This window comes from Delftia sp. 11MD, assembly GCF_050907895.1.
Classification (GTDB): Bacteria; Pseudomonadota; Gammaproteobacteria; order Burkholderiales; family Burkholderiaceae_C; genus Comamonas; species Comamonas tsuruhatensis.
Genome location: NZ_CP194333.1, coordinates 4,079,198 through 4,090,347, shown reverse-complemented (window position 1 = coordinate 4,090,347; position 11,150 = coordinate 4,079,198). Strand labels below are relative to the sequence as shown.

The 11,150-nt window shown below is 67.4% G+C and carries 12 protein-coding genes; 2 read left to right on the top strand and 10 right to left on the bottom strand.

Features of this window, described 5'->3' with window-relative positions:
* Positions 1-20 precede the first annotated feature (20 nt).
* On the top strand, positions 21-434 hold the full coding sequence (locus tag ACRSCF_RS18445) for a type IV pilin protein (RefSeq protein WP_193584847.1): 414 nt from the start codon (positions 21-23) through the stop codon (positions 432-434).
* 105 nt (positions 435-539) lie between these two features.
* Here ACRSCF_RS18445 and ACRSCF_RS18440 read toward each other — a convergent pair whose 3' ends face one another.
* The 3 genes from ACRSCF_RS18440 to ACRSCF_RS18430 all read right to left on the bottom strand — a co-directional run bounded on the left by ACRSCF_RS18440 (position 540) and on the right by ACRSCF_RS18430 (position 2,869).
* Complete coding sequence (locus tag ACRSCF_RS18440; RefSeq protein ID WP_016445410.1) at positions 540-1,229, bottom strand: hydrolase; 690 nt, start codon at positions 1,227-1,229, stop codon at positions 540-542.
* A 10-nt stretch (positions 1,230-1,239) separates the two neighbouring features.
* Entirely contained in the window at positions 1,240-1,866 is a 627-nt protein-coding gene (gene ycaC / locus ACRSCF_RS18435; protein ID WP_016445411.1) for an isochorismate family cysteine hydrolase YcaC, read from the bottom strand.
* A 139-nt stretch (positions 1,867-2,005) separates the two neighbouring features.
* Complete coding sequence (locus ACRSCF_RS18430) at positions 2,006-2,869, bottom strand: pirin family protein (protein ID WP_016445412.1); 864 nt, start codon at positions 2,867-2,869, stop codon at positions 2,006-2,008.
* A gap of 131 nt (positions 2,870-3,000) precedes the next feature.
* Between ACRSCF_RS18430 and ACRSCF_RS18425 the strand changes: the two genes are divergently transcribed.
* Positions 3,001-3,903 (top strand): LysR family transcriptional regulator, encoded by a 903-nt coding sequence (locus ACRSCF_RS18425; RefSeq protein WP_016445413.1) that lies wholly within the window; start codon positions 3,001-3,003, stop codon positions 3,901-3,903.
* Between the two features lie 85 nt (positions 3,904-3,988).
* Here ACRSCF_RS18425 and ACRSCF_RS18420 read toward each other — a convergent pair whose 3' ends face one another.
* The 7 genes from ACRSCF_RS18420 to ACRSCF_RS18390 form a co-directional block, all read right to left on the bottom strand.
* A complete protein-coding gene (locus ACRSCF_RS18420) occupies positions 3,989-4,489 on the bottom strand; it encodes a copper chaperone PCu(A)C (protein WP_016445414.1) in 501 nt (166 codons plus the stop codon).
* A complete protein-coding gene (locus ACRSCF_RS18415) occupies positions 4,486-5,718 on the bottom strand; it encodes a hypothetical protein (protein WP_016445415.1) in 1,233 nt (410 codons plus the stop codon). Before ACRSCF_RS18415 ends, ACRSCF_RS18420 begins: the two co-directional genes overlap by 4 nt.
* 1 nt (position 5,719) lies before the next feature.
* Positions 5,720-6,919: a methanobactin export MATE transporter MbnM gene (locus ACRSCF_RS18410; RefSeq protein WP_016445416.1), complete on the bottom strand. Its 1,200-nt coding sequence runs from the start codon at positions 6,917-6,919 to the stop codon at positions 5,720-5,722.
* Positions 6,919-7,866 (bottom strand): MbnP family copper-binding protein, encoded by a 948-nt coding sequence (locus ACRSCF_RS18405; RefSeq protein ID WP_244386352.1) that lies wholly within the window; start codon positions 7,864-7,866, stop codon positions 6,919-6,921. Before ACRSCF_RS18405 ends, ACRSCF_RS18410 begins: the two co-directional genes overlap by 1 nt.
* A 149-nt stretch (positions 7,867-8,015) precedes the next feature.
* Positions 8,016-8,501 (bottom strand): DUF2946 family protein, encoded by a 486-nt coding sequence (locus ACRSCF_RS18400; protein WP_017404965.1) that lies wholly within the window; start codon positions 8,499-8,501, stop codon positions 8,016-8,018.
* Between the two features lie 10 nt (positions 8,502-8,511).
* Entirely contained in the window at positions 8,512-8,979 is a 468-nt protein-coding gene (locus ACRSCF_RS18395) for a copper chaperone PCu(A)C (RefSeq protein WP_013803107.1), read from the bottom strand.
* Between the two features lie 99 nt (positions 8,980-9,078).
* A complete protein-coding gene (locus ACRSCF_RS18390) occupies positions 9,079-11,139 on the bottom strand; it encodes a TonB-dependent receptor (protein WP_244386351.1) in 2,061 nt (686 codons plus the stop codon).
* Positions 11,140-11,150: the final 11 nt, after the last annotated feature.

Sequence of the window (11,150 nt, the reverse complement as noted above, 5' to 3'; positions counted from 1 at the left end):
GGGCCCCCGAGGAGAAATGCGTGCGCAGCAAGCTACATGGATTCACGCTGATCGAGCTGATGATCACGGTGGCGGTGGTCGCCATTCTTTCGGCGATCGCCTACCCCTCCTACCAGGAATACGTGCTGCGATCGCGGCGCGTGGAAGCGCAAAGCCTGCTGGGCGAGGCCGCCGCCCGGCAGGAGCGCTGGCGGGCGCAGAACGGCGGCTACACAAGCTCCGTCGCCAACCTCAGGCTGCCCTGGGGGGACAAGTCCGAGAACGGCCACTACACCCTGACGATGGCCACGTCCGCCAATGACGGCGGCTACACGCTCAAGGCCACGCGCACCGGCCGCCAGGCATCGGACAGGCGCTGCGGCGACTACACCCTGAACGCCCTGGGCGTGAAAGGCATATCGCCCCTGGGAACGGTGGAGGACTGCTGGCGCTGAGCGCCACCGGGGCCGGGGTCTCAGTCCTGCGCCTCATCCACAAATTCCACCATGGCCGCCGACACCTTGGGCAAGCGGCCTCGTACCCGTGCCGTGCTACCGCAGTCAGGTGCGTTGCGAATCCAGCTGCTCACCGTTCCTGGCCACTTCCTGCGCCTTGGAGTAGCTTTCGATCAGCAACTGGTACGGCGGGAAGACTGCGCTGTAGGCCTGCGCCCACTGCAACGCGTCCTCGCGGTTCCAGGTCTTTTGCACCTCCGAGCACACCGCCGCCGTGTCCATCGGCACGACACCAGCCTGCACGATGCGCGCCAGCGTGATCTCCTGCGCCATTTTCGAGTAGGTCCCCGAGGCGTCGATCACCGCGAAGACCTGGTAGCCCTCGTGCACCGCGGCGATGCTGGGAAAGGCCATGCAGACGCTGGTGATCGTCCCCGCGATGATGAGCTGCCTGCGCCCGGTGGCCTTGACGGCAGCGACGAACTCCGGGTTGTCCCAGGCGTTGATCTCGCCCTTGCGCGCAACGTACCGGGCATGCGGGGCGTACTGGTGGATCTCGGGGATCAAGGGGCCGTTCGGACCCTGCGGCACCGATGCGGTGGTGATGACCGGGATCTTCGCCAGTGTCGCTACCTTGGCGAGTGTGGTGGCATTGGCACGCACCTCGGTGAAGGGCATGTCCTTGATGGTCTGGAACAGGCCGCTTTGATGGTCGATCAGCAGCATCGCCGCATTGTCGGGATCGATGACCGGGCGGGCGCCGTTGAAGTTGGCGATGGTTTGGGGTGTGCTCACGGTCTTCTCCTCAATTGCCCTGGGTGAACGTGGTGTGGCTCGTGATCAGGTTGCGGTAGTCGGGGATGTGGTTGGAAAACAGAGTGCCCAGCCCCTGCACATCGTTGCGCCAGTCGCGGTGCAGTTCGCAGGCAGCGCCGAACCAGCTCATCAGTTGCACGCCGGCCTGCGACATGCGATTCCACGCCGCATCGCGGGTGATGGAGTTGAAGGTGCCGGAGGCGTCAGTGATCACGAAGACGTCGAAGCCTTCCTCGATGGCCGACAGTGCCGGGAAGGCCACGCACACCTCGGTCACCACGCCGGCGATGATGAGTTGCTTCTTGCCCGTGGCCTTCACGGCCTTGACGAAGTCCTCGTTGTCCCAGGCGTTGATGTTGCCGGGCCGGGCGATGTAGGGCGCCTGGGGAAACTGGCTCTTGAGCTCCGGCACCAGCGGTCCGTTGGGGCCGTTCTCGAAGCTGGTCGTCAGGATGGTGGGCAGCTTGAAATAGCTGGCGATGTCGGCCAGCGCCAGCACGTTGTTCTTGAACTTGTCCGGGTCGATGTCGCGTACAAGGGAGAGCAGGCCGGTCTGGTGGTCTACCAGCAGCACGGCGGCGTTGTCCTTGTCCAGGCGGACGTAGGGCTTGGTCATGGTGAATCTCCTTGGGGTTGCAAAGTGCCCGGGATGGGCGGTTCAGGCGCAGCCGTGCACGACCGGGGCAGCAGGCCCCGGCTGAACAAAGCCGCGTCGGGGGAAACATGCAGGACTCCCGGCGGGAGCCCTGCGGCGCTCAGTGCGCCATCTGGCCGAAGCGTCCGCTGTTGAAGTCGGTCATGGCCTGACGGATCTCGGCCTCGCTGTTCATCACGAACGGGCCATAGCCCACCACCGGCTCATCGATGGGCTCGCCGGACAGCCACAGCACGGTGGCGTCGCTGCTGCCCTCGATCTCCACGCCGCTGCCGGTGCGCTCCAGGTGCACCAGTTGTCCTTCCCGCGCGATGGCGCCGTTGACCAGCACCGAGCCGTGGAGCACCACCAGGGCCAGCGTGTGACCGTCCTTCGCGTCGAACCGGCCCACGCCGCCATGGCGGATGCGGATGTCCCACACGTCCATCGCCGTGAAGGTCTGCGCCGGGCCGCGGTGGCCGCCGAACTCGCCGGCAATCACCCGCACACGGCCCGCGCCTTCCGCCAGGTCCGCCCAGGGAATCTGCGCATCCAGCAGCGTCTGGTAGCCCGGCGCGGTCAGTTTGTCCTTGGCGGGCAAGTTGACCCAAAGCTGCACCATCTCGATGGTTCCGCCGCGTTCGGTGAAGGCGCGCGAGTGGAATTCCTCGTGCAGGATGCCGCCGCCAGCGGTCATCCACTGCACGTCACCGGGGCCGATCAGGCCGCCGGCGCCGGTGGAGTCGCGGTGCTCCAGCTCGCCCTGGTAGACGATGGTCACGGTCTCGAAACCCCGGTGCGGGTGCTGGCCGACGCCGCGCGGCCGGTCGGTCGGCCCAAAGGGCGTCGGCGCCGCGTGGTCAAGCAGCAGGAACGGGCTCAGGTGCTTGCCCAGCCCGTCGTAGCCGAACAGCGAGCGCACCGGAAAACCGTCGCCTACCCAGTGCATGCGGGGGGCGCTGTAGACACCGAGGATTTTCTTCATGCTGATCTCCTTGTGTCGCCGAGACAAAGGTCTTGGCTGACGGATAGAGAATAGGATTTGAACGATGAACGCGGTAGTCGTTAATATTTGCCATCAGAGTCCTATCTGAGGAACGATGAAGGCGGTGTGCAATGAAAGACCTGAACGACCTCTACTACTACGTGCAGGTGGTGGACCACGGCGGCTTTGCGCCCGCGGGCCGCGCGCTGGGGATGCCCAAATCCAAGCTGAGCCGGCGCATCGCGCAGCTGGAGGAGCGTCTCGGCACGCGCCTGATCCAGCGCTCCACGCGGCGATTTGCCGTCACCGAGACCGGCCAGACCTACTACGGCCACTGCAAGGCGATGCTGGTGGAGGCCGACGCCGCCGACGAGGCCATCGCGCTGACCCACGCCGAGCCGCGCGGCATCGTGCGCATGACCTGCCCGGTGGCGCTGCTCGATGCGCGCATCGCCGACATGCTGGCGGCCTTCATGGCCGCGTATCCGCGCGTGGAGATCCACCTCGAGGAAACCAACCGCCGCGTGGACGTGGTGGGCGAGGGAATCGACGTTGCCATCCGCGTGCGCCCGCCGCCGCTGGAGGACAGCGACCTGGTGATGCGCATGCTCGCCGAGCGCGGTCAATGCCTGGTGGCCTGCCCGCAGCTGCTGACAGGCGGCATCCCCCAGGTGCCCGCCGACCTGGCAGGCCTGCCGAGCATGGACCTGGGCCTGCCGCAGCACGAGCATGTGTGGCACCTGATCGGCCCGGACGGCACGCAGGCGGCCATCCGCCACCGGCCGCGCCTGGTCACGCGCGGCATGCTGGCGCTGCGCGCGGCGGCCTTGGCGGGGGTGGGCGTGGTGCAACTGCCCTCGATGATGGTGCGCGAGCAGATCGCGCGCGGTGAACTGGTCCACGTCATCCCGGGCTGGGCGCCACGGCGCGAGATCATCCATGCGGTGTTCGCCTCTCGGCGCGGGCTGCTGCCGGCCGTGCGGGCGCTGCTGGATTTCCTGGCAGAGCGGTTTGAGGCGCTGGACGAAGACTGAGCTGCCGGCAAGCCCCATGGTGGCGGTTGCAGCAGCTCATGGCTGCATCTCGCCTTGTGGGGCAAGGCTCTTGCCGCATGTCCGTTCAATGCGGGTGTTGGTGTCTGGATGGCATGCGCTTGGGTTGCTGCACCCAGACCTTGACCTTGTATTCGCCAGCCTTTTCGAACTGCAGCGTCAGATCGAAGCGATCACCCTCGCGCAAGGGCTGCTTGAGATCGATCAGCATGAGGTGGTGTGACTGGCCATGGCGCAACTGCACCTCCTGGCCTGCGGGCAGTTCGATGAAGGGCACTTCGCGCATGCGCATGATGTCGCCCTCCATCTTCATCTCATGCAGTTCCACGCGTGCGGCCGCTGGCGTGCTGGCCCCGATGAGCCGGTCGGCGTTCTTTCCCTTGTTCCTGATCCCCCGCAAATACGCCGCCCCGTTGCTGGAGCCGGCGATGGAGGGCGTGGCGTAGGGGTGGTCTATGACCAGGTCTCCCGCCCGGAAGTCATGGGCCCGTGCCGTCAGCGGCAGTGCCAGGGCACAGCCCATGCCCAGCAGCATTCCAAGCGCCTGGCGGCGAAGCATCGTGGTCATTTCCAGTTCCTTTCCAACAGGGCATCGGGGGTCCAGATCAGCCGCAGGCCTGCCACCGTATGGCCTTTGCCGGCAATGTGCTCGCGCCCGGCTTCAAGCGCGATCAGAACGCTTTTGACGGGGCGCCAGCCGGCCATGGCCGTGAAGCGGCGCGATGGGTTGTTGGGCAGCAGGTTGGCGTCCGTGGCCACCAGCAGGGCGCCCGGCCCGCTGACGCGATTGGTGCTTCTGAGCCATTCCTGGCGGGCACCGAATTCCCAGTGCGCGTGCGGCTGCCAGAGCACCTCCAGCCAGCCGCCCAGGGTGCGGCCCTGGTAGCGGGTGTCGCCGTTCTGGGAATAGAGGCTTCCGCTTTCGCGCCGCCAGATGCCTGCTGCGGTGAGCTGGACGCCGAGCAACGGCGTGGTCCAGGTGGCGCTGGCCCCGGCCAGGTCCACGGTGCCGTCGAAGCAGGTGATGTCGCGCAGGCTGGCGTTGCACTGTGGCGCCGTGTGGATGTGGCCGCTGTTGGAGCGCTGTACATAGGCGCCGCGGCCCTTGGGCTGCATCCGGCTGTAGAAGACGTCTGCCTGCACCGAGGTCCAGGCGGCGCTGGCATGCACGACGGGCGCCCAGGCGGCGTTGTCGCTGCCGGGAAAGCGCCGGGCGCGCCAAAGCCCCAGGTCAATGCCCTGCAGCCAGGACATGGCGCCTTGCAGGTGGGGACGCCAGGCGGCGTTGATGCCATCCTCGATCCAGTCGCCGTTGAAGGCCGCCCGCTTGGCCAGCGGCATCTGGCCGTAGCGGTCGAAGTGCCCGGCACGCGTGAGCACCTGCCCCATGGGCACGCGGTTGCGGCCTGCGCCCAGGGTCAGCTCGGCGTCTGAGCCGCTGCGCGCTTCCATCCAGGCGGCCTCCACGTGGGCTGGGTCGCTGTCGTGCCAGCCCATCGCGATGTTGGCCCCCAGTTGGGGAGATACGCGCAGGCCGGCGCCCAGGGTGCCATGCTCCAGCCGCCAGCCGCGCTGGTCGTCAGGCGTGTCGCCCAGGCCCAGCGTGCCGGCCAGCTTGGGCGCCGGCAAGGTGGAATCGCCATGGAGATAGGCGGCCACCGCCGCCATGTCGATGCGCAGGCCGTTGGTCTGCGGTATGCCGTCATCCAGGGTGTGCGCGGCGGCGCTGCCTGCCGACAAGGCGATGGCGATGGCTGCCGCCAGCGGTGTGCGTTGCGCGAGGAAGGTGCGTTGCATGCTATTGGCCTGCCTGCCGTGCAAAGGGATCGGCGAGCCTGGGGTTGGTGAGCAGCTCATGGTCCGTGAGGGTTTTGAGAAAGGCCAGCAGGTCGGCGCGGTCGTCGGCCGTCAGGGCGATCTGGTTGATGAAGTCGTTCTTGTTGGGGTTGGCGCGCCCGTCGCCGGCATGCGGGCCGGAGGTGATGTTGCGGCCACCGGCCGCATAGAACTGCAGCACTTCCTCCAGCGTCGCGATGCTGCCGTCATGCATGTAGGGGCCGGTGACTTCCACATTGCGCAGGCTGGGCGCGCGGAACTTGCCCATGTCCTTGAAGAGCTGGGTCAGTTCGTAGACGCCCCGGTTGGGTTCGGGGAAGGCGCCGGTGCCGCCGATGTTGTAGAGGCCCGTGTTGTGGAACGGGGTCTCGACGATGCGGCTGCCCGCGTGCACGATCTGGTCGTTGAAGTTGAAGCTGCTGTGGCAGTGGAAGCATTCGGCCTTTTCGCCGAAGAACAGGTTCATGCCGCGCTGCTCGGCCGGGTTCAGTGCCGTGCTGCCCTTGAGGTACTGGTCATATTTGCTGTTGCCCGAAAGAATGGTGCGCTGGAATGCCGAGATGGCGTGGATCACATTGCCCCAGGTGATGGGCGCTGCCTGGCCCGGGTAGGCCCTGGCGAAGCGCGGGCCGTAGCCGGTGTCGGCAGCCAGCCGCGCGAGGATTTCCTCCTTGTTGTTGTCGTTGACGCCCATCTCCACCGGGTCCGTGCCGAACAGCGGCGTCTCCATCTGCTTTTCAAGCGTGACCAGCGAGGGGTTGGCCCAGGTCAGCGTGGCGTTGTAGACCACGTTGGCCAGGCTCTGGGCGTTGCGCGGATGTGCGTGCCCTGTGGAGCCCAGTGATGTCGTCAGGCCATCGGTGAAGGCCTTGGACTGTATGTGGCAGCTCGCGCAGGCCTGCGTGCCGTTGCCCGAAAGGCGCCTGTCATAGAACAGAAAGCGGCCGAGCTCGGCCTTCTCCGCCGTCATGGGATTGGTGTCGGGCACCTTGGGGGTGGGGAAAAAGGAGGGCAGCGCCCAGGACCAGCCCGTGCTGCTGCCGGAGTCATCGTGGACGGCGGTGTCGCCGCCCCCGCAGCCCGCCAGGGCGATGGCCCCGGCAAGGCCGCACAGGGCGGCGGTCCATGCCGCCACCCGCCGAAGCGAATGGGGCTTGTGCATTACTTGGCCTCGGTACGGAACACGGTCTGGCCGCTGCCTTCATTGATGGAGCGGCCCGTGGTCAGATCGATCTTGAGCGCGCTGAAGATGGGCACGCATTCCGGATCGGTGGCCCCGGACATGCAGCCGGCGGCGCCGCCCAGGTCTTCCTTGACGTTCGAGCCCTGCAGCAGCTGCGCAATGTCCAGCACCACCTTCTGGGTGCCGGCATTGAAATCGCCGAACCCGAAATCCATGCGGTCCGGACGCGCGCAGCTGACCGTCTCGCCGGTCACGGGGTTGCCCGTGCAGCCGGTGGAGCCCAGGTGCACGTAGAAGGTCTTGCCGGGGGCGGCCGGCGCGGGGCGGGTCACGCCGCCCACGGGGTTGACCTCGATCTGGGCGAACTTGCGGCCGGCCTGCCAGGACCAGGCCAGGGCCTGCACATCGAGCGGCTTGGGCGCGACGGCATAGTCGGTGTGGTTGACCGAGGAGGGCACGCCCACGGTCATCCTGATGCCCTTGTACGTGCCTGCGGGCACCGTGCCCCGGACCTGCGTGTTCTGCGCCTGCGTGCCTGCGTCGGCGCATGCGCCGGTGCCGTCCTCCAGGTCGATCAGCGTCACTTCCTTGGTCTGCCAGTCGTTGACGTCCAGGGTGACGGCCACGGCCTCGCCCTTGTCATTGATCAGCGAGACGCCGCTCACGTAAAAGCGCAGGTCATGCAGGTCCACCGTGGCCTGGGTGGTTCCCATGCCGGCGATGGGAGTGCCGCATTTGGCGGGCAGGTTGCCGGCCTTGGCGGCGAACTCGATGGCCACGGGCTGGGGGCCCGTGGGCGTGGTGGGCGTGGTGGGCTGGCCGTTGTCACCGCCTCCGCCGCCACCGCAGGCGGCCAGCAGCAGCGGCAGCGCGGTGGCGATCAGGGCGAGGGGAAAGCGGGAGTTGTCAAAGTAAGTGGTACGCATGGGTAAACGGTTTCTTGGTGCCTGCGCTGGGGCCATGGTGGCGCGCAGGCGTGGGTAACCCTGCAGGCTGCGACACGGGTCGCGGCTTGGCATGGGAGAGGATTTGGGGAATGGGCGACGGCATGCCGCCCGTGCGGCCCTTTCGGGCTTCAGGGAAGGGGAGGCGCCCTGGGGGGAGTGCTCAGCACCACGCGCAGCACGGTGTCCCGCGGGCGCAGGGCCTGGGGCGGCAGCGGGGTGGGAGGCGGCGGCGCGGCAAAGCGCAGGTCCGCGCGGGACACATCAGGAGGGGCATCGCCCACGACCCGGCACAGCGGGCAATGCGCTTGGCCGGCTGCCGTGGTCTGCTCCTTGGCTTCAGGCTCCCCCGCAGCAGATGCCGGTTGCGCCTGCTGCAGGCCCAGGGGCGTGCAGACTTCCATGGCCAGCCGCGCCAGCGGGTCGCCACTGCCCTGGCCCGATGCCAGCACCATCGCCAGGGCAGGGTGCACAAAGGCGAACAGCAGCGCCGCAGCCATCCAGGCGGCAAAGCGCCGGCCCTGGTCGCGCCGCTGTCGTGCGCCCGGCAACGCCCACGGCCAGGCGGGTGGCCCGAAGGCCACCCAGCGCTTGATGCGGAGGCTGCTGCAGCGCATGGGCCCTGTGTCAGTGCTTGTGATCGTGGCCCGAGGGCGCCGCCTTGGTGGCCAGCGGGCGTACGGGCGCCTGCACCTGAACGGATTCACGCTTGCCGTCCTTGCCTTCGATGATGAGGGTTAGGGGCACGGTCTGGCCTTCCTGTACCTGCTGCTTGAGGTCCAGCAGCATCACGTGGTAGCCGCCGGGCTTGAGCTCCACGGTCTTGCCTGCCGGCAGGGCGATGGACGGCACCTGGCGCATCTTCATCACGTTGTCCTGCATGGCCATCTCATGGACTTCGACGACCGGCGTCAGGGGCGAAGTCGCTGCGACGAGCTTGCTGTCCTGGGCGGCCTGCAGTTTCAGGAAGGCGCCGGTGGCCTTTTGCTGCGGCACGGTGGCGCGCACCCAGGCATCACTGACGCTGACCTGGGCATTGGCGAATCCGCTGATCATGGCGGCGGCGAGGGCAAGCAAACGGACGTGGCGTTTCATGGGTTTCTCCTTCGTTGGCAAAAATGTCGTGTGTGTCGGGTGCGTGCCTGGTGCGCGACTGGTACGCGACTGGTGCGGTGGACGGCTGGAAGGTGTCCATCAGAAGCGCAGGTTCATGCTGGCATAGACGCCGCGCCCGTCGGCGGGCGAGTAGCCCGAGGAGCCGCTGTCATACCAGGCGTAGACGTACTTGCGGTTGGTGACGTTCTTGACCTGCAGGCCCAGGTCCATGGTGTCCGAGAGCCGGTAGCTGGCACCCAGGTTCAGCACGGCGAACTTGCCTGCGCGGCCCTGGGTATTGGTGCGCTCCAGGTAGTAGTCGCCCTGGGCATTGCCCCAGGCCGACAGCTTCAGCCGGTCCGTGGCCTGCCAGTCCATGCCGGCCGAGACCAGGTAGTGCGGCACGTTCTCGATTTCCTTGCCCAGGGTGGCGGGTGCGCTGGGGTCGGGCGCGGTGATGCGCGCCAACTGGTGGGAGTAGGCGATCCAGGCGGTGGTACGGGCATGGGGCTTCATGTTGAGCTGTATGTCGTAGCCCTTGCGCAGCGTCTTGCCCACGTTGCCCAGGCCGCCCGGGTCGGGCAGGCCGTCCACGCCCAGCACCCGGGCCACCTCGCCCGAGGCGCGCTGCTCCCAGTAGGCCACGCGGCCGTTGAGCCAGGGCAGGGGAGAGAACTTGACGCCCGCTTCCCAGCCATCATTGATGGAGGGCCTGAGGTTGCGATCCTGCGTGCGGTAGGCGTCGATGCCCGAGCCGATCTGGAAGGTCCGGCCCCAGTTCGCGTAGACGCTGGCCTGCTGGCTCAGGGTGTAGGCGATGCTGATCTTGGGCTGCTTGATCAGGCCGTAGTCATGCACGGGCGCGCGCGTGCCGGCCAGGCGGTCGATGAAGTGGCCATCCACGTCGTCAATGCGCAGCGCCGGGATGATCCGCAGGGCTTCGATGGGGCGGATCACGGCCTGCACATAGGCGCCCTGCGTATGGAGGTCGAAGTCCCAGTCGCGGAACTGCGAGGTCCGCACGCGCTCCGTGGTGCGGTAGCGCTGGCCCAGGTTGCTTTGCCGCTGGGCGTCCAGACCGCCTTCGAGCGTGAATTCATGCGCCCAGGCCACCTTGGGGCGCCAGGTCAGGGTGGTGATGGCGCCTTGCTGCTGCTCGTCGTTGTAGCGTTCCTGCTGCGATCCCGCTGCCGAGAAGCGTACCCAGCGCTGGTTCTCGTACTGGTTGGCGTAGACCTTGGCGGACAGCGACAGCTCGGGCGTCAGTTCGCCATCCAGGTGGGCGCTGAGCTGGCCGGTTTCCCGCTCGCCACGGTCGGCCGCCGCGTAGGCCGGGGAGCTACGCGGCGCCTTGATGGCTTCTTCGTAGCTGAGGTAGCCCGACTCCAGCGCCTTGTTGCGGTAGTAGCGCGCGATCACGCCGGTGCGCCAGCGGCCATCGTCCGAGGTGTAGAACCATTTGCCGGACAGGGACAGCTTGCGGGCATCGGCATGGTCCCGGTAGCCATCCGAATCGCGCCAGGCCAGGAAATAGTTCTGGCTCCAGCTGCCGCTCTCGATGCCCTTGGACACCTGCAACTCCTTGGTGCCGAAGCTGCCCACGGTCACGCTGGCACGGCCCTCGTTGCCGCCCGTGCGGGTGACCACGTTGGCATTGCCGGCGATGTTGTTGAGGCCGTAGCGCGCGTCATTGGTGCCGCGCACGATCTCGATGGCCTCGATGTCCAGCGGGAAGACTGCGTCCAGAAAGGGCATGCCCCCGGCGTTGTCATTGCTGGGGATGCCATCGATCAGCAGCTTGACCGCATTGATGCGGCCTTCGCCATTGAAGCCCCGGAAGGAGAAGCGCCCGGCATCCGTGCCCTGCTTGAACTGCGTGACCTGCACGCCGGGCGCCTTGGACAGCAGCTCCCAGCTGTAGTCCACATGCTCGTTCTCGAGGATGTCCGCGCCCACGATGTCCACGGAGCTGAACACGCTGCGCGTGGACAGCGGGCCGGAGGCCTTGGAGGTGATGCTGATGGTGCCCAGCGTCAGGGCGGAGTCGTCCTGGCTCAACGGTTGGGGGGCGGCCAGGCCCTGGGCATGGGCCGCCGAGGCCAGTGCCAGGGCGATGGACAGGGCCAGCGGGCTGCGCGAGAAGGAGAGGGAGACAGACATCACGTGAGGCG

Excerpts from the sequence above, each read along its gene's own strand:
- ycaC (WP_016445411.1), bottom strand. The coding sequence starts at position 1,866 with ATGACCAAGCCCTACGTCCGCCTGGACAAGGACAACGCCGCCGTGCTG.
- ACRSCF_RS18430 (WP_016445412.1), bottom strand. The coding sequence starts at position 2,869 with ATGAAGAAAATCCTCGGTGTCTACAGCGCCCCCCGCATGCACTGGGTA.
- ACRSCF_RS18425 (WP_016445413.1), top strand. The coding sequence starts at position 3,001 with ATGAAAGACCTGAACGACCTCTACTACTACGTGCAGGTGGTGGACCAC.
- ACRSCF_RS18420 (WP_016445414.1), bottom strand. The coding sequence starts at position 4,489 with ATGACCACGATGCTTCGCCGCCAGGCGCTTGGAATGCTGCTGGGCATG.
- ACRSCF_RS18415 (WP_016445415.1), bottom strand. The coding sequence starts at position 5,718 with ATGCAACGCACCTTCCTCGCGCAACGCACACCGCTGGCGGCAGCCATC.
- ACRSCF_RS18410 (WP_016445416.1), bottom strand. The coding sequence starts at position 6,919 with ATGCACAAGCCCCATTCGCTTCGGCGGGTGGCGGCATGGACCGCCGCC.
- ACRSCF_RS18405 (WP_244386352.1), bottom strand. The coding sequence starts at position 7,866 with ATGCGTACCACTTACTTTGACAACTCCCGCTTTCCCCTCGCCCTGATC.
- ACRSCF_RS18400 (WP_017404965.1), bottom strand. The coding sequence starts at position 8,501 with ATGCGCTGCAGCAGCCTCCGCATCAAGCGCTGGGTGGCCTTCGGGCCA.
- ACRSCF_RS18395 (WP_013803107.1), bottom strand. The coding sequence starts at position 8,979 with ATGAAACGCCACGTCCGTTTGCTTGCCCTCGCCGCCGCCATGATCAGC.
- ACRSCF_RS18390 (WP_244386351.1), bottom strand. The coding sequence starts at position 11,139 with ATGTCTGTCTCCCTCTCCTTCTCGCGCAGCCCGCTGGCCCTGTCCATC.